Source organism: Lacrimispora sanguinis (genome assembly GCF_044987295.1).
Taxonomy (GTDB): Bacteria; Bacillota; Clostridia; order Lachnospirales; family Lachnospiraceae; genus Lacrimispora; species Lacrimispora celerecrescens_B.
The window spans coordinates 3,260,287-3,286,704 of record NZ_CP173277.1 but is presented as its reverse complement, the minus strand read 5'-3'; the positions used below and the strand labels follow the sequence as shown (position 1 = coordinate 3,286,704).

Genomic DNA, 26,418 nt, shown 5'->3' with positions numbered 1-26,418 from the left:
AACAGAACCCCAGATTCTGTTATTGGATACCCGCAGCAACCAGCTGTAGCTTTAAAGCCGTCTGCCTATCCAGATCGGCGGTGTATCCAAGTTCGCCGGGAGACTGATCGTATAACACCTGATACAAAACACATGCAGCCAAATAAGTTCCGGCCGGTGATGGGTGATTCCCGTCCTCATCCCAGAGTTCAATTTCTGGATAATTGGCAGAACACCGCATAAATGCGATACCGGCAGGTGCCAGCAGTGCATCCAGTTCAGTGGCAATGTCCCTATAATTTTGAGCCATTTGAGTCTGCATTTCTTCTCTTGTATTTTTAAATTCCAACCCTAATAATGGTAATGAAAAACCTTCTCTATAAGCCCACGTCATTAGAAACACGGATTCACCATTTGCTTCCCGTATCATACTGTCAAGCGTCCTTGCGGCAGGATACATGTGCTCTTCTGCTCCTATTGTGGAAATACCGCTTTGTTCCTGCAAAATCACATAATCCCAATCGTAACTTTTCAGTGCATCATATACCTGTGCCCCAACTTCATCTGTTTCATCGGCAAAATATTCAAGGCGGTACGAACCTTCCGTCAATTCATATACCTCAGCTGCGAATCCTCCGCTCCGGCTTAAATTCATAAAAACCGTCGGAAGATCATTAAAATAGGTCATGCTGTTTCCTAAAAACAGAATGGTGGGTTCCGATTTTACCTGTGCCGGTTTTCTTAAATTTAACTCCTGGTCAAAATCCATCACCTGGACTTTAAAACCCTTTAATGCACTGGAGATAAAAAAATATCCGGTTAAGAAAATAATAACCAAAAATGCCAAAATTCCTATCCCTAATTTTATTAATACTGAACGTTTCATACTCCTACCTCCCCCTATGTTATCCATGAACTATATCGGCCAAAATCGGTAATAAAATAGGCTTATTTCACGTTTTTATCAAATTTTAGTAACTATATACAACATATAATCTTATTTCTATCATTTATGGTATAATCTTGTCACTTACAATTCCATTTTGCCAAGTATGAAGAAATTCTTCCGGGTACGGCAACGAGAATTTTCGAAATGGTAGAGGAACAGGCCGCTCACCGGAGGGACATGGAAAAGAAAAGTCTAAGTCTATCGGGGCGAGATGCTCCGCTTGGAATCGTACTTACTATCAATATTAAGTTTTCAACGTACCACTTACTTTCACAGACTCTTCACAAATTCATCAAATTTCCGTCACAATTCCCCGGTATATTAATAATCACAAAGAGGCCAATAACCCTTTTAAATAAACTTTTTTTCATACTTCAGCCGGCAGGATTCCCCCGATCTTACCGGCTCCTTCCTTTTATAGGGGCTTTATTCACCGTCTTCGACTTCACTATCATGTTCACTTGATGTTAAATCATCCGCTTCAATACGCTCCCCGATATCATTAAAAGCACAAGGTCTCATATCCATTGCATCATCGGTATTTATTGCAACATGTGGTGCAACCGGATTGTAGAGGAGGGGGAGAAGCCAGCACTTCTTCCGGTATCAAACCAATACGTATTCACTCTCTCCCTATCTTATAGCAGAGCGTATAGGGGACTCTGTCGATATGGTAAACAATATTTATGGGCACTTATCCCCTAATAAGCATAGTAAGGTCGCAAGCAAATTACATGATTTAGTAACAAATTAGTATCACGGAAAATTTAAAGTTCAAATTTTCCTTTATTTATAATGATTATCAATATGTTTTTTACTTTTCTCTTACAAATCAAAAAACGACAAAATAACAGGTGCACAATTTGCATTAATCTAGTATAATATCTGTATATTGGAATACAACCGTTTTTGCAAAGGAGGATATATATGGGAACTACAAACAACAGTTTCTTACTAAGAATCCAGCAGGGTCAAAGGGAAACGGAAAAGCTCATGAGCCAGAAGCAGTATAACATGGCCATGATCAAAGCCCGGCAAACCCTGGAATATATGGTGAATTATCTTGGAGAAAGGGCTCTGATTGTGGAAGGCGATCTGGCAGACAGCATAGACCAGCTTTTTGAAGGACGCTTTATTTCTCAGGCTGCCAAAGACCACTATCACAGGATCCGCGTGCTGGGAAACAAGGCAGTTCACGAAGGGGATGACAGTCCCTATGATGCCAACGAAGCATTCCAGCTTCTGTCTCAGGAAGTCAATACCTTTGCAAACTCTCATAATAGAGGAAGCGAGGGGGTAACCCCAATCAATAAACGTCCTACAGACGTTAGGACCATGTCCTCTACTCCCCGAAATAATCCTACGCGAAGCGGCGCTCCTAAAAATGAATTCCAAACAACAGGAAATCAAAGAAGCACCGGCGCAAGGAATGCGCCTTTAAGGACTCAGGAGCATACTGGCGGTACCGGGCGCAATGGAGCAAGACCAGACGGTGCAAGGCCCGGGCAAAGGCCAGCCCAGAGGAATGTTCCCAGAAGCGGTCAAAGGTCCACTTCAAGCAGAAGCAGACGGCGCACTAAAAAGAAAGGCTTCGATGTATACGAACTGCTGAAACCTGCCCTCATCTTTTTGGTTCTTCTTGTACTTGCCCTGATCATCGTAAAGCTGATCCCCGGAAAGAACTCAAAAAAAGAGCCAACAACAGCCGATACGGTTGCTGAGGTCACTACCGAAGCCATGACAAGTGCCGAAACTTCTGCAGAGCCTACGCAGCCAGAAACAGAAGCACCTAAAACATATACCACCAAGAGCAAGCTTAACGTCCGCTCCGAACCTTCCACCGACGGCGCCAAGCTTGGAAGCCTGGCTTCCGGTACGGTGGTGGAATACGTCAAGACCTATGATGATAAATGGACAGCCATTATGTTTGAAGGAACAGAGGCTTATGTTGCCACCGAGTTTCTGACCGTAACGGAAGACGGGGCAGGAACGGAAGCAGGGGAATCCACTTCTGCCGAAGAAAGTACAACAACTGCCACCCAATAAAGAAAACGTTAAAAAAGCGAAGATTTCAGGGAAAATCCCTTCTGAACTTCGCTTTTTTTGTTGCACATGCATAACCATAGCTAAGGCGGCGTAACTTATATTTATGATAAAATTTCATTAAGATTAAGGTTTTTTTCTAACATCCTATGGCAATTTTTTAAAATTGTAGTATCATTATAAATTAGCATTATATTTTTAATGAACTATTACGAAAAGGAGGGCACGGTATGGATACTGTGATCGAGAAAATATCCGAGATTGAATCGGCTGCGGCTTCCATTATGAATGATGCCAATGAGCGCAAAAAGGCGTTTGCCAAAGAAATGGAAGAACGGACCGTTGCATTTGATGCGCAGCTGGAAGCAGAAACCAATAAGAAGATTGAAGAGCTGCAGGCCAGCATGGAAATTAACATGAACAACCGCCTGGAAAAACAGCGGAATGATTCCCAAAAGGTCCTTGAAGCCATGGAACAGCGTTTTGAAGATCATCATACACAATATGTGGGGGAATTATTCAATACTATGATAAAGGAGTGATCCTATGGGAGACTTACTATCCTACAGCGGCATTACAACCAAGGTAAGAGCCATGGAGAGCCATCTGATCACCGACAGCCAGTTCCGCGAAATGGCGGCCCTTGAAACTGTTTCTGATGCAGTGGAATATTTAAGGCGCCTCCCTGCCTATGAAGGGTTGTTTGCAAATCTGGAGGGTGTGGCCCTTCACCGGGGTGCCATTGAACAGAGGCTGATCCTTTCCCTGTACCAGGATTTTGCCAAGCTCTACCGATTCGCCAATTTAACCCAGCGTAAATTCCTGGACCTGTATTTTATGCACTTTGAAATCGATATCCTGAAAAAGTGTTTCCGCAATGCCATGGGGCGGAACCGGTTGGATATCGATCTCTCTGTTTTCCAGGACTTTTTTGAGAAACATTCCAAGCTGGATTTGATGAAACTGTCATCCTCAGCGGACTTACGAGAGTTCATAGCTAATTTGGAAGGTTCGGCCTATTATGACCTGTTGTCCCACCTAGACGACAGGGACCAGCCTACCTTGTTCGATTATGAGGTTCATTTAGACCTTCTATACTTCAAGACCATTTGGAGGGTTATGGGTAAATATCTTACCAGGAAGGAACAGGAGCTTCTTGCACGCTGCTTCGGCAGCAAGCTGGATTTACTTAATGTCCAGTGGATTTACCGTTCCAAAAAATATTATCATCAGCAGCCTGCTGATATTTATTCCCTGCTCATCCCTATTAATTACCATTTGAATAAGGAGCAGATTACGAAAATGGTAGAGACAGCCACACTGGAAGAGTTCTTTTCCGTACTAAGAACTACCTTTTATGGAAGGAAATCAGATTGGGAAACCGCAGAAATACCGAACTTGGAACAACTGACTCAAGAAATACTGGACAAAATATACCTTTCCTCCAGCCGGCAGAATCCTTATTCCATTGCCACGCTGAATACCTATCTTTATTTTAAGGAGGAAGAAATTCAAAAGATTATCACCCTCATAGAGAGCATCCGTTACCGCGTAAGCCCGGATGAAATCATCTCCTATGTAGTAAAAATGTAAAGGGGGTTGTTTTTTCGTGATAGAAAAGATGAAATTCTTAAGTATCACCGGACCTAAGGACGATATTGACCGGGTCATCGATACGTATTTATCCAAATATGAAATTCATTTGGAAAATGCCCTGTCAGAGTTAAAAACGGTGAAAGACTTAAGGCCTTATATTGAAACAAATCCATACAAAGACGCCTACCAGCGTGCCATAGGACTGGCGGAATTACTCCCGCAGAGTAGTCAGGCTGGCAGCAGGAAAAAGATCCCTATCCAGCAAGCAGCCAGAATTGTCACTGAGATCGGGGAACAGGTAAAGGAGCTTTCAGCAAAGGAAGAGGCCATTGTATCGGAACAAAATTCCTTCCAACAGTCTCTGGAACGAATCCTTCCATTTACCGGACTAAACTATGATTTAAGCTCCATCCTTCAGTTTAAGTACATTAAATTCCGTTTTGGGCGTATTTCCCATGAGTATTACAACAAATTTGTTAACTATGTATATGATACCATTGATACCGTTCTCTATAAATGCCGGGAGGATGACGAATATGTCTGGCTGGTTTATTTTGTACCGGAAACCATCTCAAATCAGATTGATGCCATTTATGCCTCCATGCGCTTTGAACGCTTCTTTTTACCAGATGAATACAAAGGCACGCCTTTGGATGCCATTCATTCTCTGGAAGATAAGATAAGCGCTCTTCAGTTCGATATCAACAGCATCCGAAAGCAGATGTCCGAATTGCTGGCATCAAGACAGGATGAGTTATTGGCGGCATTGAACGAGCTGGAGGTATTTTCTACCAACTTTAATGTGAGAAAACTAGCCGCATGCACTAAGCAGAAAGTAAACACCTTTTACATCCTCTGCGGTTGGATGAGCAATCGGGATGCTGCCGCATTTCAGAAAGAAATCTCTGATGACGAAAAAACTTTCTGTATCATGGAGGATGATCATAACAAAATTATGAGTAAGCCCCCCACGAAGCTTCAAAATCCCGGGCTTTTTAAACCCTTTGAGATGTTCATACAGATGTATGGCCTGCCGGCTTACAACGAGATCGACCCAACTATATTGATCGGCATCACCTATTCCTTCCTGTTTGGCTTTATGTTCGGGGATGTGGGACAGGGAATGTGCCTTCTGTTTGGAGGGCTTCTCCTCTACCAACTGAAAAAAGTAAATCTGGCAGCAATTATCTCCTGCTGTGGTTTCTTTTCAACCATATTCGGATTCCTGTTTGGAAGCGTTTTTGGATTCGAAAATATTATTCAGGCCGTCTGGCTTCGACCCATGGAGCATATGACCAACCTGCCCTTTATAGGGAAACTAAATACCGTATTTATTGTTGCGGTTTCCATTGGAATGGGAATTATCCTGTTGACCATGGTCCTTAATATCATAAACAGCATCCGCTTTCATGATCCGGAAAAGACCCTGTTTGACACAAACGGTGCGGCAGGACTTGTCTTCTACGCAAGCCTTGTGCTGACTATCGTTCTTTACATGACAAATAACCCCATTCCGGCTGCCATACTCCTTGTTATCATGTTTGGTATCCCGCTGCTTGTTATGTTCTTTAAGGAGCCACTCACCAATCTGGTAGAAAAGAAAGCGCAGATCATGCCAAAGGAAAAGGGCATGTTTGTGGTCCAGGGCTTCTTTGAACTGTTTGAAGTGTTATTAAGCTATTTTTCCAATACCCTTTCCTTTGTCCGTGTAGGCGCCTTTGCTGTCAGCCATGCGGCCATGATGGAGGTAGTTCTCATGCTGTCCGGTGCGGAAGCAGGAACACCAAACTGGCTGATTGTAGTTCTTGGCAACTTATTTGTCTGCGGCATGGAAGGCCTGATCGTTGGAATCCAGGTGCTGCGTCTGGAATATTATGAATTATTCAGCCGTTTCTATCGGGGAACCGGCCGTGCATTTAAACCATACGGGAAGAAAATATAAAAACCAAAACGGAGGTAATATTATGTCAATCTTAGTGAAAATCACATTAGCAATTGCATTAACTTTAAGTATTGCCCTGCCCTTCGGAGCATTTGCCATGGGCGCAAAAACAAAGGGCCGCTATAAAACTGCCCTTGGGATCAACACCCTTTTATTCTTTGGAACACTGATTGTTTCCAGCGTTTTGATGTTTAATGGCCAGGCTTCCGCTGCGGAAAGTGCCGCAGCCAGCACTGGAAGCATTGCCGGAATGGGTTACTTAGCTGCAGCTCTTTCCACAGGTCTTGCCTGCATCGGCGGCGGTATTGCCGTTTCAGCTGCTGCCAGCGCCGCTCTCGGTGCCATCAGTGAGGATGGTTCCATACTTGGTAAATCATTGATCTTCGTGGGGCTTGCCGAAGGCGTGTGTCTGTATGGCTTGATCATTTCTTTCATGATCTTAGGTAAGCTCTAATCCATGAAAATGTATTTGATCAGCGACAACGTAGACACCTGGACCGGCATGAGATTAGCCGGTGTTGAGGGCGCTGTCGTTCATGAAAAGGCTGAACTGAAACATGAACTGGATAAAGTCCTGGCCGATAAGGAGATCGGGATTATTCTCCTGACGGAAAAATTCGGAAAAGAATTTCCAGACATCATCAATGATGTAAAGCTGAACCGCAAGCTTCCATTGATCATAGAAATCCCTGACCGCCATGGTACCGGCCGCAAGCCGAATTTTATCACGGATTATGTTAATGAAGCCATCGGATTAAAACTATAAGAAAGAGGTGGTCATCTTGACGACTGAGGAAAAATTACAGCATTTCCTGGAATTTTGTATGGAAGATGCCAGAACCCGCAGTGCAAAGATGCTTGATGAATATACAGCTGCTTTGGAGCAGTCCTTTTCGGAGCATCAGGAGGATGCAAAACGAAGGGCCGCACAGCAGGTAGCTTTAGAGAGTGATCGGATCGAACGGGAAATCAACAAAAAACTTTCCCTGGAACAGATTGGCATGAAGCGGGTTTTTGGAAAAAAACAGGATGAGCTGAAAGATAAGCTGTTTTCGGAGCTTCGGGATAAACTGGCCACATTTATGGAATCCCCGGAATATACAAAGCTTTTGGAAAAGCAGATACAGGATGCAAAAGCCCTGGCAGGAAAAGAATTCATCACCATTTACATCGATCCTGCAGATGAGGATAGAATCAATGAACTGGCGATCTCAGGCCGCCCTGATGTCCGGGTAAGCGAATATTCCTTTCTGGGAGGAACCCGGTCTGTAATCCCTTCCAGGCACATTTTAATCGACAATTCATTTCAGACCAAGCTGGCGGAGGCAAAACGTGACTTCCGCTTTGATGTAAAGGATCTCATGGGAGGTACGACTAATGACTAATACAGGCACCATTTCCGGCATTAACGGCCCTGTCATCTATTTAAAGGGCGATTCCGGATTTCGAATGAATGAAATGGTCTACGTGGGAAAGGACCACTTAGTCGGTGAGGTCATCGGTCTTACGGACCGCCGCACCATTGTTCAGGTGTATGAGGAAACCAGCGGCTTAAAGCCGGGAGAAACGGTCTCCTCCTCCGGCTTTCCCGTATCCGTCACACTTGCCCCCGGTATTTTAAATAACATCTTTGATGGAATCGAACGCCCTTTAAGTGAGATTGCAAAGACTGGTGGGGCATATATTGACCGAGGTATTCACGTGGACTCCCTTGACGGTGAAAAGCTTTGGAAGACTCACATAACAGTAAAAAAGGGTGACCATCTGTTTCCTGGAGCCATCATTGCCGAGGTTCCCGAAACTCCTGCCATTGTCCATAAGGTTATGCTTCCTCCTGATATGGAGGGCTATGTCATCGATGTAGTAGATGATGGTTCTTATACCATATCCGATCCTCTTTTGACTCTCCAGATACCGGACGGCTCTGAAAAGAAGATTACCATGACCCAGAAATGGCCGATCCGCGTACCAAGACCCATTTTAAAGAGATATCCGGCAGGAAAACCTCTTATTACCGGGCAGAGAATCATTGATACCCTGTTCCCTCTTGCAAAGGGAGGCACCGCCTGTATCCCCGGCGGCTTTGGTACAGGAAAAACTATGACCCAGCACCAGATTGCCAAATGGTCTGATGCGGATATCATCATTTATATCGGGTGCGGGGAACGAGGCAACGAGATGACTCAGGTACTGGAGGAGTTCTCTGAACTCGTTGATCCCCGTTCCGGAAATCCTCTGATGGACCGGACCACACTGATCGCCAATACCTCCAACATGCCTGTAGCCGCCCGTGAAGCCAGTCTCTACTCCGGCCTTACTCTGGCGGAATACTATCGGGATATGGGATATCATGTGGCAATCATGGCAGACTCCACCTCCCGCTGGGCCGAGGCCTTAAGGGAATTATCAGGACGTCTGGAGGAAATGCCCGCAGAGGAAGGCTTTCCGGCTTATTTGGCTTCCCGCTTATCGGCCTTCTATGAAAGAGCCGGGATGATGCAAAACATGAACGGAACCGAAGGCTCGGTTACCATCATCGGGGCCGTATCCCCTCAGGGAGGCGACTTCTCCGAACCGGTCACCCAGAACACCAAGCGTTTTGTTCGCTGCTTCTGGGGTCTGGACAGAAATCTGGCAAACGAACGCCATTTCCCGGCCATCCACTGGCTCAGCAGCTATTCTGAATATCTGACTGATTTAGCTCCCTGGTACGTGGAACATGTTGATAAGAAATTCGTGGACTACAGAAACCGACTGGTCTTTCTTCTGACCCAGGAGAGCAGCCTGATGGAGATTGTAAAGCTGATCGGCGGTGACATGCTTCCCGATGACCAGAAGCTCATTCTGGAGATCTCCAAGGTAATCAGAATCGGATTTTTACAGCAGAACGCCTTCCATAAGGAAGATACCTGCGTGCCAATGGAGAAACAGTTTAAAATGATGGACTTAATCCTTTATTTATACAAGAAATCCCGTTCCCTGGTTTCCATGGGAATGCCGATGTCTGTTTTAAAGGAGGATCCGATCTTTGATAAGATTATTTCCATTAAATATGATGTACCTAATGACAGACTCGATATGTTTGATGATTATAAAAAGCAGGTAGATACCTTCTATGATTCCGTCATCGAACGCAACGCATAGGGAGGAGGCAGGCTATGGCAATCGAATATTTAGGACTAAGTGCGATCAATGGTCCATTAGTTGTTTTAGAAGGCGTCCAGAATGCTGCTTTCGACGAAATCGTGGAAATGACCGTAGAAAAAAAGACAAAGAAGCTGGGACGTATCATTGAGGTTTACGAGGATAAGGCAATCATCCAGGTGTTTGAAGGTACCGATGGTCTGGCCTTAAGAAATGTTCACACCCGCCTCACCGGGCATCCGATGGAGCTGGCTGTGTCCGAAGATATGCTGGGACGCACCTTTAATGGAATTGGAGAGCCTATTGACGGTCTTGGAGACATCAGCTCCGACATTCGTCTGGACATCAACGGAAAACCCTTAAATCCTGTTACCAGGGAATACCCAAGAGATTATATCCGAACGGGAATCTCAGCCATCGACGGACTGATGACTCTGATCCGGGGCCAGAAGCTCCCCATCTTCTCCGGAAACGGTCTTCCCCATGACGAACTGGCAGCCCAGATCGTGCAGCAGGCCTCCTTGGGAGACGACGCCCTTTCCAGCGAGAAATTTGCCGTGGTATTTGCCGCCATGGGCGTAAAGTACGATGTGGCCGACTTCTTCCGGCGTACCTTTGAAGAAAGCGGCGTTTCCGACCACGTGGCTATGTTCATCAACCTGGCAAACGACCCTGTTGTTGAGCGTCTGATCACGCCAAAGGTTGCGTTAACACTGGCGGAATATCTGGCTTTTGAAAAGGGAATGCACATACTGGTTATTTTAACCGATATGACAGCCTATGCGGAGGCTCTCCGTGAAGTTTCCTCCTCAAAGGGGGAGATCCCTTCCAGAAAGGGCTACCCCGGCTATTTATACAGCGAGCTGGCATCCCTTTATGAACGGGCCGGCATCGTAAAGGACCGGCATGGATCCGTAACCCAGATCCCCATCTTAACCATGCCAAACGACGACATCACTCACCCCATTCCGGACCTTACGGGATATATCACGGAAGGGCAGATCGTTCTGGACCGCAACTTATTCGGCCAGTCCGTATATCCTCCTATTAACGTTCTTCCTTCCTTAAGCCGTCTGATGAAGGACGGCATTGGAGAAGGTTTTACAAGAGCCGACCATCAGGGCCTGGCAAACCAGCTATTCTCTTGTTATGCCAAGGTAGGAGACGCCAGAGCGCTTGCATCGGTCATTGGTGAAGATGAACTATCCCCTATTGATAAAAAATATCTGGTGTTCGGAAAGGAATTTGAAAACCGGTTTGTCGGACAGGGAAATCATGCCAACCGGAACATCATCGAAACTCTGACTATTGGCTGGGAGCTTTTAGGCCTGCTCCCAAGAGCCGAGTTAGACCGCATCGACACTAAGGTCTTAGACCAGTATTACAAGCCAACCACCCTTGAAGGCTCGGAAGAATAGGAGGGATATTCATGAATCCCAATACATTTCCCACCAAGGGGAATTTAATCCTTGCGAAAAGCTCTCTGACTTTAGCCAGACAGGGCTATGAGCTGATGGATAAGAAACGGAACATCCTCATCAAGGAGCTGATGAGCCTGATCGATGAAGCAAAAGGCATTCAGTCAGAAATTGACGTCACCTTCACTTCCGCCTATAAGGCCCTGCAAAAGGCTAACATTGAACTGGGGATCAACTATGTGCAGGATATTGCCATGGCAGTCCCTGCGGATACTTCCGTGCGCATAAAAACCAGAAGCATCATGGGAACGGAGATTCCTCTGGTAGAGCATGATGAAATGCCATTAAATCTGACCTATGCCTATTACAGCACCAGGGAATCCCTGGATGAAGCCCGTTACCAGTTTGAAAAGGTAAAGAAGCTGACGGTAAAGCTTTCCATGGTGGAGAATTCCGCCTACCGTCTGGCAAACAGCATCAAGAGGACCCAGAAACGGGCCAATGCCTTAAAGAATATTACAATTCCCAGGTATGAGACGCTGACTAAGAACATTACTAATTCACTGGAAGAAAAGGACAGGGAGGAGTTTACCAGGCTTAAGGTGATTAAGAGGAATAAAAATGGAATTTAGCGGTCAGTTCTAGGGACTGCAGAACTCACCTGAAATCAAAAGTCTTATTAGCCATAAGGATCGGAGACGGGAACAACAGCTGTTAGTTACCCGTCTCCGATCCTTTTTTATACTTTTTAAAATATAAGCTGTAAAAAATGAACCAAATGATAATTCCATGACTCTTATTATCAGATGCATCTAAAAAGGAAAGGAAAAAGGTTAAGATGGAAGAAAAAAAGGCTTTGGTGGAAAGCATGATAAACGGCAGCGAAGCAGCATTTGACGAACTATACCATTCCTATTCCGGAAAGCTATACCGTATGGCGTATTTTATTACAGGTAATCGAAGTGACAGTGAGGACATTTTACAGGAGACATTTGTTAAATGCTATCTTTACAAGTCAAAACTGAAACAAACGGAACGCTTTGAACCGTGGCTGTATCAGATTTTGGTCCGGACAGCCTGGCGGCTTGAACGAAAGAAAAAAGGGAGGGCTGAAATCTCCTATGAAGGTATTTTAGAAAATGAAGAGGACAAAAAGAGTGCGGAGCACATCCGGGAAGACAAGAAAACAGATGGACCATTGGAATCTGTTTTAGTGGCAGAGACAGCAAATGAAATCCAGGCAGCACTCAGCAATCTGGATATAAAATACCGTACCGTGATTCTTCTGTATTATTATAATGAATTGAGCACCAGAGAGATCGCCCATATTACAGGAGCCATGGAAGGGACGGTAAAATCCCGTCTGCATAAAGCAAGAAAACTGCTGAAGGATTTATTGAAGGCTGACAGTAGTGAAAAAACAGAAATGGAAAGGGGTTTTTGCCATGGATAACCTTGGGGATGACAGATTAAAACAAATCATTAAGTCCGAACTGGATCAGATAAAGCCGGATGCGCATGCAGAGAATCGTTGTCTTAGAGAAATTCATAAAAAAATAGAAATGAGGAGTAGAATTATGAAATTTAATAAAAAGAGAATGGTGGCCGCATTGGCCGCAGTGTGTACAATAACGGTAATGGGAACTGTCACGGCGATTGCAGGCGGTAAAATTACAGGCTTGTTCAGCTCTACTTCCCGGGACGAAATGGTCCATTCAAAAGCTGAGCTGATTCAATTAGCTGAACGCCAGATGGGGACCACTCCAAAGATAGTAGATACATTTTCAAATGGTATTTCCTTTAATGAAGGCTCTATTACTAAGGTGGAAGGAAGGGATGAGAATCAGAATCCATTGATTACTTACCCGGAACTCTATGCCGGCTATGGGGAAAACAATCGCGTGGGACTTGACATTCATGAAAATCAGGATATGATTCCTCAGGGATCCTCTACGGTGATAAAGCATGAAGTTTATCAGGATATCACATTAGAAGCTCATGAAGATGACTATCTGTTTTTACCGCCAGATGCAAAACCATCAGAGGAAGATTCAAAGCTGGAGGAAGAGGGAAAGCTGATGATCAGCTATGGAAGCAGCGAAGAAGAGCGCAAGGTATACCGTTATGTAAACTGGAGTGAAAACGGTATGAAGTATACTCTCAGCTCCTCTGATGATTTGAGCTGTGATGATTTAATTGGTATGGCGAAGGAAGTTATAGACGTAAAGTAAAATAGACAGCAGCTAATCTGCAAAAAATGAAGTACTAAGAGGCTATGCTTCTTCGTACTTCATTTTATTCTTTAGCCATACTGATCTGTCTCTGAAAACTTATATGTTTGCTTATATTTCTCCCTTTCGGATACGTATATATTCATAATCGCAGTAACCTTCCGACTCCGCATTCTCCCGGGCGCAAGCCCATAGACAGAGCTTGGCGCCCGTCCAGGTAGCTCGGCAAAGCTTAAATGAAGGGTCTGTCTCCAGAAATTCTTCTCCATCCCAGGAATAGGAAAAGCGATACGTCTTATCCTCCAATACACGAAGCTTCAACCATATTCTATTTCCATTTCCTATGCTTATAAAAACGCATTCCTCGTTAGCTTTTCCTTTGAACATCTTGTCCGTGACGATTCCTTCGTAGCATCTTAGTTCTGTTCCATCCTCCGTCTGATATAACCCCATGTAGGAATAGGAGTGCCCTATCATGCCGATTCCCCCGAAATCCCCTGTCTTTTCTCCGTTTAATACAAGCTTGGCCGTCATAGTAAAAGACTTGCTCTGTGGAATCTGAGTTAGCACATTCGGCGCATACCACAAAAGATTATCTCTTTTAGGATGTTTCCGGCAATACAGCCGCAGACAGCCCGGATTGGCAGTAAGAGAATAATTATTGGGATTGGGGTTTGCCTGCCACTGCCATTGGAGTCCAAGTACCTCAGACATAAACTCATCCGATTGAAGGATTTCATATTCAGGCATGTTCTCCACAGGCATTCGCCACTCTTCTACCGGTTCTCCAATTCCATCACCATCTTTGTCCTGGCCAATAAATGGCCAGCCTTTAAGAAAACACATAGGCTCCAGATGAATAATTCTACCCAGCTCATTTACATCCTGGAAATGAATGAACCAATCCTGCCCGTCAGGAGTTGTGATCCAGCCACCTTGATGAGGGCCATTAACTTTAGAATACCCCTGCCGCATGACAACCTTGTATTCATAGGGGCCCCAAATATCCCTGGATTTAAGGCATGACTGCCAGCCGTTTTCCACACCTCCTGAGGGCATTAGTATGTAATAATATGCATTCTTTTTATACAGCTTCGGTCCCTCGGTTATAGGCGCTATCTGTTCCCCGTTAAAAATCATTTGAGGTTCTCCCACCAAATACCTACAGTCCGTATTAATCTCTACCAGCATCAGACGATGTTTGATTCCTGCCCTGCTGCCTGCATACGCAAACACCATATAGGCTTTCCCAGTCTCATCCCAAAACGGACAGGGGTCTATCCATCCTTTTCTTTCGCACAGCATATTTAATTGAAATTCACCATAAGGATTATCGCTTCTGGCAACCAGGATACCCTCATCCACCAATGGGATAAATACGAAAAATGTTCCTTGATGAAAGCGGATGGAGGGAGCCCACGTTCCTGAACCATGGGACGGTTCCTTATATTTTTCAAAAGGAAGCGCTTTTACACAATAATTAATGATTTCCCAGTGTACCAAATCTTTAGAGTGAAGAAGCGGAACTCCCGGAACATAGGTAAATGATGATGCTACCATATAATAATCGCCGCCGACTCGGATCACATCCGGGTCGGAATAATCCGCATATAATACTGGATTTTTATAAGTCTTCATGATTCCTCCATTGTTATGCTCTGCTAATTCTCCAACACTACCCTTTCATACCAGTTGTAGCTATCCCTTCCACGAAATATTTCTGCGCTGCAAAAAATAAAATGATCAGTGGTACTACAGAAACCAAAGCCATAGACATCACCTGATTCCATTTGATATTGGAAGTTACATCTATACTGACTCTCAGCGCCAGCGATAACGGGAATTTAGCCACAGTATTAATGTAGATATTTGTATTAAAGAAATCATTCCAGGTCCACAAAAACTGGAACAGTCCGGCAGAAAAGAGTGCAGGTTTTAAAAGAGGCAGCAAAATTCTGATAAAACACTGAAACGGTCCGCAGCCATCAATATAAGCGGATTCATCTAAGTCTCTGGGAAGCCCCCTCAAGAACTGTACCATCATAAAGACAAAGAAGGGATAGCAGCCTACGGCCGCTGGTGCAAAAAATGTCATGTAGGAATCCAGCCAGCCAAGCTTATTAAACAGTGCATATCTCGGTATAATGATTACTGCATTGGGAAGCATCAACGTTGTTATCAGTATCATAAAAAGGAACTGGTTTCCCGGGAAATCAAATCTTGCAAAGCCATAGGCCACCAGTGAACATGACACCAGAGTCAGCAGGGTGGTAGGGATAACCAAGGCGAAGGTGTTGATAAAATACTTTGCATAGGTATAGGTACCCGTTGTTGCCCAGCCCTTAATAAAAGCTTCCGGGCTCCAGCTCTCTGGAAGCAGAGCCAGGCTGCCGAATATTTCATTATTGGACTTAAAGCACGCGAAAAACATCCAGATTACCGGAAACAGCATGACAATACCAAATATCCCCAAAAGTACATATGTAATTACAATGTTAATTTTTTTGTTTTTCATTCAGCCTCTCCTTTCTAGTTATCGTAATAGACCCATTTTTTTGATGTTACAAACAGGATCAGGGTCATAATCATAATGATGATAAACAAAATCCAAGATGTGGCACAGGCATAGCCCATTTTAAAATATTTAAATGCATCCGTATATAGTTTCATGCCCAGCACGTAGGTAGCCTTGTTAGGCCCGCCATTTGTCACTACAAAGGCCGATGTGAAATTCTGTAGAGCTGTGATCAGCTGCATGATAATATTAAAAAATGCGATGGATGTAATCATCGGTAACGTTATCTTAAAAAAGATCCTTATCTTTGTGGCTCCATCAATCCTGGCCGCTTCATACAGTTCCCTAGGCACCTGCTTTAAAGCTGATAAAAACAGCACCATGGAAGAACCAAACTGCCAGATCTCCAGCATACAGATGGTGATCACCGCCATACTGGGATTGCCCATCCATTTTACAGGCGGTATATGTACAACACCCAACAGACTGTTGATAAAACCGTCGTTCATGAAAAGCACCTTCCACAAGATCGCCACCGCTACGGAACCGCTTAAAAGGGAAGGAATATAATACACAGTTCTCATAAAGTTGATTCCTTTCAATTCCCTGTTTAAGATCATGGCGATAATCAAAGCCAGAACTACCTTTCCAGGAACTGTAATAAAGGTATATTTTAAGGTGACTGTCAGAGAATTCCAAAACTCCTTATCCTTTGTAAATAGCTTGATATAGTTATCTAAGCCTATGAAGGACGGCTTATCGAAGATATCATAATCTGTAAAGGAATAGATCAGAGAACTAATAAAGGGGTACATCTGAAATAACAGGAATCCAAAAATCCAGATGCATACATACATAAAACCAATCTTGTTTCTCTTGGTCCATCCGCCGCAATTGGGCTTTATTTTGACCTTACTATTAGCCATATATTTATTCCTCCCGCCTTTTAAAAGAGCTGCCGTAAAATGAAAGTTCATTTCCCGGCAGCCCATTACGTACTTTTATTTTAAACCGCTTAAATAATCATTGATCAAATCAATCGCGTTATCGGCAGCATCTTCCGGTGTACTCTGTCCATAAGCAACGCTTTCAATCATATCTTCCTGAATGGCATAAACTTCCGCGCTGGTAGTATACCCCTTGTCACTCTTACCATTTAACCCAGCTGCCAGATCTACTGCGCTTACAACAACCGGATTTAACAGTTTTTTCTCTGCACAGAGGTTTCTGGCTGTAGAGGTCGGCGGCACGCTTCTGACGTCTTTTAATGTCTCCTGAGCTTCTGAATTGTTATAGAAATAATCCAGGAATTTCACTGCTTCTTCCACATGCTTGGAGTTCTTGTTTACTGTCATGTACTGGGGCGTATCTGCAAAGAACCCGTCATTAACCCTTTCAGTCGACAAGGGCATCTGCACTACCGTACATGTGTTATCTGGAACGGCATCAATCAACAGATTAATACTGGAAGAAGGACCATAGGCAAATACAAATTTCCCGTCCATCCACATGGGATTGGTTTGAATCTGTCCCTTAAAGGTTGCACTGTCTTCCGCAGGCTCAAAAACACCGCCGCTATAACAGTCTTTGATATATTGAAGCACTTCCACCAGCTGCTCTCTTGTAAAGCTCATCTTCTTTTCGCTGTCAATGATAAAAGACTGACCTGTCAACTGACGAAGATATGGTCTTAACACATATTCACACAAAATTCTGGTATCCGTATTCATATAGAAGTACTCAGGATTCTGTTCATGAAGCTTTTTCCCGTCTTCCAGCATTGATTCCCAGGTAATCTGTCTGCTTAAATCGATACCGCAAGTTTTAGCTGCATCTTCATTGGCTACGGTGGCTAAGCAGGACATCCCTGTGGGAATGGCTAGAAGCTTGTCGTCAAAGGTTCCGAACTGACTGATGAAAGTCTTTTCAAAACCTGAGGTATCAAATAAATCAGGGTAATCATTAAAGTTTACGAAGAAATCGCCTCTTGATATAAAATCAGGGAGGGAGTCCACGTTCTGCTGCATGATATCCGGTGCTGTTCCGTTGGCCAGCATGGTGGATACCTTATCAATATAACCCTGGTCGGAATTCATCTCTGCCTCAATCTTTACTTCCGGATGAAGCTTCTGATATTGCTCAATCACTGCCAAGGTCGCCTCATTTCTGGCATCACCTCCCCACCACATGAAGCGGAGCGTTATCTGTTCTGCAGTTGATTTTCCTGCCGTTGTCTGATCCGCTGCCTTTTCTGTCTCTGCTCCGGAAGACGTGGCTGCGGGTTTATTCGTGCAGCCTGTCAGGGCGGTTGCTGCCATCATTCCTGTTAGAAGCAGACATGTCAGTTTCGTCACTTTTCTCATAATTTTTACCTCCGTTTGCTTTTAAGTGAATAATTAACTATGATTATTGTAACTGAAGTTTTATGAAATAGTAAGAAACTTACATGATAGAATCGTATCATTTTTTACAGACTTTCCAGACAAAGTATCATTATGAACTAAATTTCTTCATTTTCAACGATCTCGCCGATTCCTTAAAAATAAAAGATGCTTTTTTAATTTTTTTCTTTATAATAAAATCAGATCTTTATGAAGGGAGTGTTCATTATGTATCAAGTGATCATCGTTGATGATGAAGCCAAGATCCGCAGCGGCCTCGTAAACCTGTTTCCCTGGAGCCAACTGGGTTTTGAAGTAGCTGGCTGCTTTGCCAATGGCAAGGAAGCCTATGAATTCATACTGGGAAATCATGTCGATCTGATTCTTTCCGACATCCGGATGCCTATTATGGATGGATTGGAACTGTCAGAAAAGCTTTCTTCAAAGAGGAAGGTCCGGATTATTTTTTTCAGCGGATACCAGGATTTCGACTATGTCAGACGGGCTCTGCGCAGCGGTGCCATTGACTATCTCTTAAAGCCGGTCAAGTATGAAGATCTGGTAGATTGCCTTACAAAAATCAGAGAAAACCTCAATATAGAAAATCATCGGTCTCCTGCACCGGAAGAAGAGAATTTGAGCTACTATGAAAAGCTTATCGGCATGGTTAAGAATTATCTGGATACGAATTACCAGAATGCCACGCTGGAACAAGCAGCCAGACTTGTGGAATTAAGCCCTAATTACTTATCGAAGGTCATGAAGGAACACTCCGATTTAAGCTTTTCCAATTATTTGCTTAAGACACGCATGGATAATGCAGCTAGGATGCTGAAGGATATCGGTTATAAACAATATGAAATTGCCTACCGGGTGGGATATGATAATCCAAAAAATTTCTCAAGGGCTTTTCATCAGTATTTCCATATGACGCCATCGCAGTACCGGCAGAACCACTGCCCCACTCACGGAGAATGACATGAGAAAACGGAATTTTATCAAACGATTTTTATATTATACAGGAATCATAACGCTTCCCATCATCACAGTTTTTATGATTTTTCTCGCTGCCATTGTGTATGGAAAGCAAAAAGATATAGAAGCCGAAGCCATCAAATCAGCCCAAGCCGTCAGAGACAGCTATTCCCTTGTTCTTGACAGTGCTGCTACCCAATATGATATGTTGGTCCGAAATCCCAGGATGTCCATTTCGCTGCGCAATTTTATATCTCATAAACAGCTTGGTTACATGGATGTGATCCTCACTAACAGTATTTTCTCCAATTTTGCCTCTCTGACCAGTAATGCTTCTTATATCTCCTCGGTATATTATTATCTGGATGGATATGATTCCATCCTTACCTCTTATACCGGAGGTATTGCCCAGTTGTCGCAATTTTCTGACTTAAACTGGATGGAATCCTATAAAACCTCTGACAAAAGTGAGTGGATTGAAAAACGGAATATGACCTTATATTCCTACAGCCGGCCTACTCCGGTTCTGACTTATTATAGAAAGCTCAGTATGTTCCAGGGCGTCATTCTGGTTAATATCTATGAGGAGCAATTAAAACAGCTTCTCAATTCTGGCTCTAATCTGGATCAGTTTTTTATCATTGACTCACAGGGCAATTTTCTTTTACAGGGAAACGGAAACATGCAGGAACTAGGCGACCATGACAGGGAAGCCATTGTATCTATGGTAATGGCTTCTTCTGACCAGCCCTACCAGGATTGGATATCTTTTAACCACCAAAACTATTATGTCAGAATCATACCGGCCGCTTGCGGTACCTATATAGCCGCTTGCATCAGTAAGTCTAATTACTATCTGGCGCTGTACACACTTCTTTTCCAGTTTCTTATGGTTCTGGCAGTGGTAATGTGCACAATGGTCTGGATTGCATATACCATTACCAAGAAGAACTTTCAGCAGATTGATTACTTTGTTACTGTATTCTCCGATGCAGAACGGGGTACCTACAATCAGGAGAAGCCAAGCTTCATCAAGGATGAATACGATATTATTCTGAATAATATCGTCCGGCTATTTGTTAATCAGACCTTCCTGAAAAATCAGCTGACATTAAAGAAGCAGGAACAAAAGCTGGCGGAAATGGCTGCTCTACAGCTGCAAATCAATCCACATTTTCTCTTTAACACTCTGCAGACACTGGATTTTAAGGCCATTGAATTTACCGGAGAACCTACGTCTCTAAACAATATCATTGAAGCACTCTCCGATATTCTCAAATATTCGCTTCAAAATACCACCTCCATGGTAACCATCAGGGATGAGGTTGAATATCTGAAAAAATATGACAGTATCCAGAGATACCGATATGAGGATAAATATATCCTGTACTACGATTATGACAAGGCAGTGGAATCTTACCCCATCATGAGGCTCATCCTGCAGCCACTTATTGAAAACAGCCTGTATCATGGCATCAAGCCCCTTCCAGGCTCAGGCTTTATCAAACTCAAAATAGCGGAGAAAAATCAATGGCTTACCATTACCGTAATAGATACAGGTGTTGGCATGAGCAAAGAAGAAGTGGCCGCCCTCAATGAGAAAATCAATCATCCCAGTCAGGAAAACATCGGCCTGGCCAATGTTAACAGCCGCCTGGTAATGCAATATGGAAACACTTCTCAATTAAAAATACTTAGTAAAAAATATATGGGAACGTGCATATCATTCAAAATCCCGCAAAATCGAATTGTTAATTGCAAAAAATAATATAAACAGGATCGGAGACGGGGAACAACATCTGATGTGTTCCCCGTCTCCGATCCTCTCTTTCCATAACTCCCTATAAGTATTTAAAACCAGTTAGAATTTCCTCACTGCGCCATCAAAGTGAACACCCTGGCTTCATTGTCCGCCTTGATCACCGGCATAGGCAGTCCCGCATACATCAGTGCTGCCCCGGAAAGCTTTATGCCAAGTTCTAGAATTTCATACATCGTCTGCTCTTCTAAACCCCGCAGCTTTAAATAAATAATTCCCTTATTTGCTCCGGAAACTCTCTGAATATATCCTACGACCGCCTCTTTCCTATCCTGGGAGACCGACATAAACGCCCCATACTCCCGCTCTCTTTCCGGATTGGTCAGCCGGTAATAGTCTCCATGGGCGGACACAAGTCCGTGATCCTGATAGTATTTCACCTGCCTGCGGACCGCGTCCTGCTCTTCCTCTGATATTTCATTTAAATCCAGCTCATATCCAAAGGTCCCGAAATAGGCAAGAGCCGCTCTTGTATCAATGGAAACCGTTCTTCCCGTCTGCTGGTTGGGACACTCCGAGACATGAGAACCCATGGCAAAAGGCGGATAGATCATGGAAGTTCCATACTGAATGTGAATCCGCTCTACCGCATCCGTATCATCGGAGCACCAGATCTGGGGCATGTAGTAAAGAACTCCCATATCAAACCTTCCTCCGCCTCCGCTGCAGCCTTCAAACCGCACATTTGGAAACGCCTTTGTCATCTTATCCATCAGCTTATAAAGGCCCAGCACATACTTATGGCAAACCTCTCCCTGCCTGTGGGCCGGAAGAGCACCAGAGAAACGGTCCGTCATGCTCCGGTTCATATCCCACTTGATGTAATCAATCTGCGCATCCTTAAATTCCTCATAAAGCTGATGAAAGATAGCCTCCACCACTTCATCCCTGCTGAAATCCAGGATCAGCTGATATCTCTGGCGGGTTGGTTTTCTTCCCGGAATCTGGATACACCAGTCCGGATGTTCCTCATAAAGCCTGGAATCCTCATTGACCATTTCCGGTTCGATCCATATGCCGAACTTTAACCCCATATTGTGAATTCTTGCAGAAAATCCAGGTATTCCGCTTGGCAGCTTACTTAAGTTACACTGCCAGTCTCCAAGGCCCCTGTATTCATTGGTTCTTCTTCCAAACCAGCCGTCATCCATGACAAACATCTCAACGCCCAGTTCCTTTGCCTTTCCAGCAATGTTAACCAGCATTTCTTCGTCAAAATCAATCATGGTTGCCTCCCAGTTGTTGATGAGAACCGGACACCTCTCATTGATAAACTGGCTGGGAATCAGATGATGCTTCACTGCCCGGTGGAAATTGTGGCTCATTTTCGATAGGCCCTGGGAACTATAGGTCATGACCGCTTCCGGTGTTTCAAATACACTGCCTTTTGAAAGCTCCCAGTAAAAAGTTTCCGGGTTAATGCCTGCCACCAGTCTGGTCTGTTTAAAATCATTGACCTCTGTGGTGATTGCAAAGTTACCGCTGTAAACCAAAGCAACTCCGTAAAAATCTCCCCCATCTTCTGTTGCCTCAGGGCTGCAGAGAATGGCCGATGGGTTCTGATAATGGCTAGAGATGCCTCTGGCGCTGTCCACTGTGATCTTCCCGTGTCTCACGGAAGTTCTCTCTGCACACCGCTCATGGCCCCAGCTTCCATAGAAACTGATCATATCCATCTGGTCCGTGGGGAAAGAAATACAGGTAGAATGAGCTGCATTGACAAACGCGGTCTTATCTCCCGCATTCCGTATCCTGGCGCATCTTGTAATGATGTCATACTCTTCCAGAACGCCATATACAAGAGTCACCTCTATCTGACTATAAGGATCCCTCATCAGGACCTCCAGAGTCTGCCAGGTGCCGCCATTCTCCCGCAAGGACGGCATTTCATGTAAGCGATATTTTCCATCTGCAACGGTATGTGATACATACCTTAAATCGACGCAGTTGGAGCCATCCCCGTTAATCACACTGACCGCAGAAACCCGGAAATCTGAAACTCCAAACCCCGGATACTCCTGTTCCAGCACATCCAGGCAGATGGTCCTGTCCTTTTCCGACTCATAGGGATTGGCTTCAAATCCATGGCGGATTCTCACAGGTAGATAATCCGCTGCATCAGATATCTTTTTACCATAGTACAAGTGCTCTAAAAATCCATATTCCGCCACCCGGAACTGGTAGCTTGAATTCTTCGTATTTAATAAGAATACCTTTTTTTCCTCAATATATTTTACACTCATTATAAACCTCAATCTTTCAAAAAATTTTAGAAAGAAAGCGGAAGTCTCATCCGATTCCCGCTTTTCTTATCTGAACCCTATTTAGTTAATATCCAATTACTTGATTGCACTGTCCACCATGCCCTGGATAAAATATTTCTGTAAAAACAGGAATACCGCAATCATGGGAAGGATTCCTATAAAGGCCGCTGCCGCTGCTCCATTGACATTGGCCGAGTCTGCGGAAAAGAAACCTGCAATAGCCAGTGTGATAGTCTTAATCCTGGGGGACTGGAGTAAGTACAAGGCAAACTGGTAATTATTCCAGCAGTTCACACCGGTGATGATGATAACAGAAGCTGTTACCGGCTTTAGCTGAGGCATAATGATCCTAAAAAATGTCTGGAACGGCCCACATCCGTCAATTGCTGCTGCTTCCTCAAGAGCCACCGGTATGCTGGTTATAAAGCTTGAAAACAAAAAGATGCTGGTGGGAAGCTGGAAGGTGATCAAAGTCACGATCATGCCCCAGTAGGAATTGATTCCCTGAATTTTAGCCATAAAGGAATATAAGGGAACCAGAATGCTTAAGGGGGGAATCATCATGACACCCATAATGAACCCTTTTACCAGGTTGTTAAGCCTGCTCTTATTTCTCGCAAGAGGATAAGCCGCCATAGCTCCGATGACCACAATAAAAAGAATTGACATACCGCTTATGATCACGGTATTTTTAAGGGCCAGAAGCATTCCACCCCGCTCCAGCGCGGTGTAAATATTTTTTAAGTAAAGGTATCCCGGAAAGGCCCATCTGGATGAATGATCATATGGGGATTTGAACGCAATGGCAACCACCATATATATGGGTACAAAGTGGACTGCAATGATAATGAGAGCCAGGACATACTTCCAGGCATTGGAAACCCTTGATCCTTTCATCACACATCCACCTCCTTTTTGTCAAAGTAACCCATGACCACATTGCTGATGATCATGATCAGCAGGAATGTGAAAATTCCGATTGCAGAAGCATATCCTGCGGACTGGGCCGAAAAATACTGGTTTGTAACCAGAGTGGACAGGGAATGGGTACTGAATCCCGGTCCGCCGCTTGTAAGCGCCATAACCAGGTCAAAAAGCTTTAATCCTCCGATCAGGTTTAAGATGGTGGAGGAAGAAATGGCCGGCATCAGCAGCGGAATGGTAATATGCTTAAACCGCTCCCAGAAGGTGGCTCCGTCAATCATGGCTGCTTCATAATACATGGTGGGCACATTCTGGAGCCCCGCCAGATAGATGACCATGGCAACACCCACAAACTGCAGGGAGTTTACCAATACAATGATCCGGATGGCGGTCCCTGAATGGACCAGTAAATCCACCGGCTCCATATGGAGGGCGATCAAAATATCATTGACCGCACCTCCGTCATACTGAAAGAAGAAATACATGATGTAACCCATAATCAGCGGAGCAATCATAACCGGCATGTAGATAATCGTTCTGACAATGGAACGTCCCTTAAACTTTGTATTTAAAAATAACGCGTAGCCAAGACCTAAGATGTTCTGGATCACGGTACTCATAACACCGTAAATAAGGGTATTGACCAGTGCTGTCTTTACATTTGCATCCTGAAACAATCTGGTGTAATTCTTAATTCCAACGAATTTCATTGTCTGGGAATACCCATTCCAGTTGGTAAAGGACAGCCGGATTCCCTGGATAAACGGATAAATCACAAAAACAAGAAACAATATCACTGCCGGAATATAAAACAGATTGATTACTGATTTTTTTTGAATCTTCATGTTTACTCCTGTGCTTTCTTTTCCTCATAGCTTGTCTTCATCTGATCCACTGCAACGGTAAGAGAATCTGCCTGTCCTGAGACAATGGCTGCTCCTGTTACGCAGAGGTCGTTCCACATACCGCTTGGCAGATATTTTCTGTCAAAATACGGAATATTTAAAATGGAACTGTCATTTGCATATTTATCGTAGTATGGTGCCAGTCTTCCCGTATCACTTATTACATTGTCAAGACCGGAAGGCATTCCGCATTTGGTTGCAAGATAAGAGCTGATGTCTTCACGTGCAAGGAATTCCATAAACTGTTTTACTTCCTCCGGATGCTTTGTTGTCTTTGACATGCCAACTGCAAAGTGCTCTCCTGTCATCAGAGATTGTTTTAAACCTTCTTCTCTAGCAGGAAGAGGCATAAAGCCCATTTTTGTATCCTGATTCTGAACGTAGGTTTCAGTGATTCCGCTGGCTGCGGTAAACATGAACGCTGCCTTATCGGCCGCAAGAGCCTTAATACCGGTCATGAAATCTGCTGTAACTGCATCAGTATTGAAATATCCCTTCTGTCTCCAGGAATCAATCTGATTTACAACCGTATTCCATTTGCTCCAGTCAAAGCTGCCGTCTAAAAGAGCTGCCTGATTGGCCTCATCCTCGTTTGTAATCAGGGTAGGAGCCACGAAATCCATCATATTTCCCATGGTGTAGCTGTCTTTCCCGCCAAGCTGAATGGGGGTCAGCCCTGCTGCCTTAATCTTCTCGCAGGCTGCTTCAAAATCAGCCCAGGTTTTAATATCATCTACATTCACACCGGCTTCTTCCAGCACATTTTCGTTGTAGATCATTCCTGTTAAATCCATATCAATTGGAAGGGTGTATAAGTTTCCTTCCCCGTCAGTGATCTGTTCCTTAATGCTTGGGGATATATGAGAAGCAAACTCAAAATCATTTAATGGAGATAAATATTCCGCATATCTTGCTACTGCCCAGCCATGGGTTGTCCACGCATCCGGAAGCTGATTGGAAGCCATTCTGGTTTTCATAATATCGGAAAAATTGCTGCCTGGCATGACTGCTTCCACACCGATTCCGGTTTCTTCTGTAAACTGTTTGCAGACATCCTGAATGGCATCGCTGACTGACTCGCCGTTTAAGTTATATAAAAATTCAATGGTAACACCTGTAGAGGCTACTGCATCTTTCTTAGTTTCTGTCTCTTTTACCGTTTCTGTCGCTGTGGTAGTCTCCACAGGTTCCTGGGGTGCCTTGGAGCAGCCTATTACGCTGATCGCAATGAGACCTGCCAGTGAGGCAAGTGCTAACTTCTTCATAATAATTCTCCCTTACATTTATATTAGTTTTTAGCCGGCTATTTTGTATCTTTAGTCTATCACAGTCC

At 44.1% G+C, this 26,418-nt stretch carries 24 protein-coding genes; 15 read left to right on the top strand and 9 right to left on the bottom strand.

Going from position 1 to position 26,418, the window contains the following annotated elements; all coding sequences use genetic code 11:
• Positions 1-19: 19 nt before the first annotated feature.
• Positions 20-865: an SGNH/GDSL hydrolase family protein gene (locus ACHZES_RS15265; protein ID WP_395547202.1), complete on the bottom strand. Its 846-nt coding sequence runs from the start codon at positions 863-865 to the stop codon at positions 20-22.
• A gap of 207 nt (positions 866-1,072) precedes the next feature.
• Between ACHZES_RS15265 and ACHZES_RS15260 the strand changes: the two genes are divergently transcribed.
• The 13 genes from ACHZES_RS15260 (at position 1,073) to ACHZES_RS15200 (ending at position 13,302) form a co-directional block, all read left to right on the top strand.
• Positions 1,073-1,393, top strand: coding sequence for a hypothetical protein (locus tag ACHZES_RS15260; RefSeq protein ID WP_404820242.1), 321 nt, complete (start codon positions 1,073-1,075; stop codon positions 1,391-1,393).
• A 462-nt stretch (positions 1,394-1,855) separates the two neighbouring features.
• Positions 1,856-2,974, top strand: coding sequence for an SH3 domain-containing protein (locus ACHZES_RS15255; RefSeq protein WP_395547203.1), 1,119 nt, complete (start codon positions 1,856-1,858; stop codon positions 2,972-2,974).
• Positions 2,975-3,201: 227 nt separating this feature from the next.
• Positions 3,202-3,513 carry a hypothetical protein gene (locus tag ACHZES_RS15250; protein ID WP_038283408.1) on the top strand — a complete coding sequence of 104 codons (312 nt, stop codon included), beginning with the start codon at positions 3,202-3,204 and terminating at the stop codon, positions 3,511-3,513.
• A 4-nt stretch (positions 3,514-3,517) separates the two neighbouring features.
• Positions 3,518-4,564, top strand: coding sequence for a V-type ATPase subunit (locus ACHZES_RS15245; RefSeq protein WP_038283407.1), 1,047 nt, complete (start codon positions 3,518-3,520; stop codon positions 4,562-4,564).
• Positions 4,565-4,580: 16 nt separating this feature from the next.
• Positions 4,581-6,509, top strand: a complete 1,929-nt coding sequence (locus tag ACHZES_RS15240; protein WP_395547204.1) for a V-type ATP synthase subunit I — start codon at positions 4,581-4,583, stop codon at positions 6,507-6,509.
• Positions 6,510-6,531: 22 nt separating this feature from the next.
• Positions 6,532-6,963, top strand: a complete 432-nt coding sequence (locus ACHZES_RS15235) for an ATP synthase subunit C (protein WP_089996666.1) — start codon at positions 6,532-6,534, stop codon at positions 6,961-6,963.
• Between the two features lie 3 nt (positions 6,964-6,966).
• The gene (locus tag ACHZES_RS15230) at positions 6,967-7,275 is read left to right on the top strand and encodes a V-type ATP synthase subunit F (RefSeq protein ID WP_038283402.1); all 309 of its coding nucleotides are present in this window, start codon (positions 6,967-6,969) and stop codon (positions 7,273-7,275) included.
• A gap of 16 nt (positions 7,276-7,291) precedes the next feature.
• On the top strand, positions 7,292-7,894 hold the full coding sequence (locus ACHZES_RS15225) for a V-type ATP synthase subunit E (RefSeq protein ID WP_395547205.1): 603 nt from the start codon (positions 7,292-7,294) through the stop codon (positions 7,892-7,894).
• Complete coding sequence (locus ACHZES_RS15220) at positions 7,887-9,653, top strand: V-type ATP synthase subunit A (RefSeq protein WP_395547206.1); 1,767 nt, start codon at positions 7,887-7,889, stop codon at positions 9,651-9,653. The genes ACHZES_RS15225 and ACHZES_RS15220 overlap by 8 nt, the downstream gene beginning before the upstream one ends.
• A gap of 14 nt (positions 9,654-9,667) precedes the next feature.
• The gene (locus tag ACHZES_RS15215) at positions 9,668-11,071 is read left to right on the top strand and encodes a V-type ATP synthase subunit B (protein WP_038283396.1); all 1,404 of its coding nucleotides are present in this window, start codon (positions 9,668-9,670) and stop codon (positions 11,069-11,071) included.
• A gap of 11 nt (positions 11,072-11,082) precedes the next feature.
• Positions 11,083-11,703: a V-type ATP synthase subunit D gene (locus ACHZES_RS15210; RefSeq protein ID WP_038283395.1), complete on the top strand. Its 621-nt coding sequence runs from the start codon at positions 11,083-11,085 to the stop codon at positions 11,701-11,703.
• Positions 11,704-11,909: 206 nt separating this feature from the next.
• On the top strand, positions 11,910-12,524 hold the full coding sequence (locus tag ACHZES_RS15205) for an RNA polymerase sigma factor (RefSeq protein ID WP_038283393.1): 615 nt from the start codon (positions 11,910-11,912) through the stop codon (positions 12,522-12,524).
• 124 nt (positions 12,525-12,648) lie between these two features.
• The gene (locus tag ACHZES_RS15200) at positions 12,649-13,302 is read left to right on the top strand and encodes a hypothetical protein (protein WP_092241657.1); all 654 of its coding nucleotides are present in this window, start codon (positions 12,649-12,651) and stop codon (positions 13,300-13,302) included.
• 111 nt (positions 13,303-13,413) lie between these two features.
• On the opposite strand, the gene ACHZES_RS15195 is transcribed toward ACHZES_RS15200, so the two are convergent.
• The 4 genes from ACHZES_RS15195 to ACHZES_RS15180 all read right to left on the bottom strand — a co-directional run bounded on the left by ACHZES_RS15195 (position 13,414) and on the right by ACHZES_RS15180 (position 18,180).
• Positions 13,414-14,940, bottom strand: a complete 1,527-nt coding sequence (locus ACHZES_RS15195; protein WP_395547207.1) for a glycoside hydrolase 43 family protein — start codon at positions 14,938-14,940, stop codon at positions 13,414-13,416.
• 37 nt (positions 14,941-14,977) lie between these two features.
• A complete protein-coding gene (locus tag ACHZES_RS15190) occupies positions 14,978-15,817 on the bottom strand; it encodes a carbohydrate ABC transporter permease (RefSeq protein WP_038283390.1) in 840 nt (279 codons plus the stop codon).
• Between the two features lie 14 nt (positions 15,818-15,831).
• Positions 15,832-16,743, bottom strand: coding sequence for a carbohydrate ABC transporter permease (locus ACHZES_RS15185; protein WP_038283515.1), 912 nt, complete (start codon positions 16,741-16,743; stop codon positions 15,832-15,834).
• A gap of 75 nt (positions 16,744-16,818) precedes the next feature.
• On the bottom strand, positions 16,819-18,180 hold the full coding sequence (locus ACHZES_RS15180; RefSeq protein ID WP_395547209.1) for an extracellular solute-binding protein: 1,362 nt from the start codon (positions 18,178-18,180) through the stop codon (positions 16,819-16,821).
• Between the two features lie 246 nt (positions 18,181-18,426).
• On the opposite strand from ACHZES_RS15180, the gene ACHZES_RS15175 reads away from it, so the two are divergent.
• On the top strand, positions 18,427-19,176 hold the full coding sequence (locus ACHZES_RS15175; protein ID WP_038283388.1) for a response regulator: 750 nt from the start codon (positions 18,427-18,429) through the stop codon (positions 19,174-19,176).
• Between the two features lies 1 nt (position 19,177).
• Positions 19,178-20,941: a sensor histidine kinase gene (locus tag ACHZES_RS15170; RefSeq protein ID WP_395547210.1), complete on the top strand. Its 1,764-nt coding sequence runs from the start codon at positions 19,178-19,180 to the stop codon at positions 20,939-20,941.
• A gap of 104 nt (positions 20,942-21,045) precedes the next feature.
• On the opposite strand, the gene ACHZES_RS15165 is transcribed toward ACHZES_RS15170, so the two are convergent.
• The 4 genes from ACHZES_RS15165 to ACHZES_RS15150 form a co-directional block, all read right to left on the bottom strand.
• A complete protein-coding gene (locus ACHZES_RS15165; protein ID WP_395547211.1) occupies positions 21,046-23,235 on the bottom strand; it encodes an alpha-galactosidase in 2,190 nt (729 codons plus the stop codon).
• 96 nt (positions 23,236-23,331) lie between these two features.
• Complete coding sequence (locus tag ACHZES_RS15160) at positions 23,332-24,153, bottom strand: carbohydrate ABC transporter permease (RefSeq protein WP_395547294.1); 822 nt, start codon at positions 24,151-24,153, stop codon at positions 23,332-23,334.
• A complete protein-coding gene (locus tag ACHZES_RS15155; protein ID WP_038283529.1) occupies positions 24,153-25,025 on the bottom strand; it encodes a carbohydrate ABC transporter permease in 873 nt (290 codons plus the stop codon). The genes ACHZES_RS15160 and ACHZES_RS15155 overlap by 1 nt, the downstream gene beginning before the upstream one ends.
• 2 nt (positions 25,026-25,027) lie before the next feature.
• Positions 25,028-26,350, bottom strand: coding sequence for an ABC transporter substrate-binding protein (locus ACHZES_RS15150; RefSeq protein WP_038283530.1), 1,323 nt, complete (start codon positions 26,348-26,350; stop codon positions 25,028-25,030).
• Positions 26,351-26,418: the final 68 nt, after the last annotated feature.

Coding starts and splice junctions, on each gene's coding strand:
- ACHZES_RS15160 (WP_395547294.1), bottom strand. CDS start 24,153: ATGAAAGGATCAAGGGTTTCCAATGCCTGGAAGTATGTCCTGGCTCTC.
- ACHZES_RS15185 (WP_038283515.1), bottom strand. CDS start 16,743: ATGGCTAATAGTAAGGTCAAAATAAAGCCCAATTGCGGCGGATGGACC.
- ACHZES_RS15215 (WP_038283396.1), top strand. CDS start 9,668: ATGGCAATCGAATATTTAGGACTAAGTGCGATCAATGGTCCATTAGTT.
- ACHZES_RS15150 (WP_038283530.1), bottom strand. CDS start 26,350: ATGAAGAAGTTAGCACTTGCCTCACTGGCAGGTCTCATTGCGATCAGC.
- ACHZES_RS15245 (WP_038283407.1), top strand. CDS start 3,518: ATGGGAGACTTACTATCCTACAGCGGCATTACAACCAAGGTAAGAGCC.
- ACHZES_RS15220 (WP_395547206.1), top strand. CDS start 7,887: ATGACTAATACAGGCACCATTTCCGGCATTAACGGCCCTGTCATCTAT.
- ACHZES_RS15265 (WP_395547202.1), bottom strand. CDS start 865: ATGAAACGTTCAGTATTAATAAAATTAGGGATAGGAATTTTGGCATTT.
- ACHZES_RS15210 (WP_038283395.1), top strand. CDS start 11,083: ATGAATCCCAATACATTTCCCACCAAGGGGAATTTAATCCTTGCGAAA.
- ACHZES_RS15250 (WP_038283408.1), top strand. CDS start 3,202: ATGGATACTGTGATCGAGAAAATATCCGAGATTGAATCGGCTGCGGCT.
- ACHZES_RS15260 (WP_404820242.1), top strand. CDS start 1,073: ATGGTAGAGGAACAGGCCGCTCACCGGAGGGACATGGAAAAGAAAAGT.
- ACHZES_RS15175 (WP_038283388.1), top strand. CDS start 18,427: ATGTATCAAGTGATCATCGTTGATGATGAAGCCAAGATCCGCAGCGGC.
- ACHZES_RS15230 (WP_038283402.1), top strand. CDS start 6,967: ATGAAAATGTATTTGATCAGCGACAACGTAGACACCTGGACCGGCATG.
- ACHZES_RS15190 (WP_038283390.1), bottom strand. CDS start 15,817: ATGAAAAACAAAAAAATTAACATTGTAATTACATATGTACTTTTGGGG.
- ACHZES_RS15180 (WP_395547209.1), bottom strand. CDS start 18,180: ATGAGAAAAGTGACGAAACTGACATGTCTGCTTCTAACAGGAATGATG.
- ACHZES_RS15235 (WP_089996666.1), top strand. CDS start 6,532: ATGTCAATCTTAGTGAAAATCACATTAGCAATTGCATTAACTTTAAGT.
- ACHZES_RS15170 (WP_395547210.1), top strand. CDS start 19,178: ATGAGAAAACGGAATTTTATCAAACGATTTTTATATTATACAGGAATC.
- ACHZES_RS15255 (WP_395547203.1), top strand. CDS start 1,856: ATGGGAACTACAAACAACAGTTTCTTACTAAGAATCCAGCAGGGTCAA.
- ACHZES_RS15195 (WP_395547207.1), bottom strand. CDS start 14,940: ATGAAGACTTATAAAAATCCAGTATTATATGCGGATTATTCCGACCCG.
- ACHZES_RS15205 (WP_038283393.1), top strand. CDS start 11,910: ATGGAAGAAAAAAAGGCTTTGGTGGAAAGCATGATAAACGGCAGCGAA.
- ACHZES_RS15165 (WP_395547211.1), bottom strand. CDS start 23,235: ATGAGTGTAAAATATATTGAGGAAAAAAAGGTATTCTTATTAAATACG.
- ACHZES_RS15155 (WP_038283529.1), bottom strand. CDS start 25,025: ATGAAGATTCAAAAAAAATCAGTAATCAATCTGTTTTATATTCCGGCA.
- ACHZES_RS15200 (WP_092241657.1), top strand. CDS start 12,649: ATGAAATTTAATAAAAAGAGAATGGTGGCCGCATTGGCCGCAGTGTGT.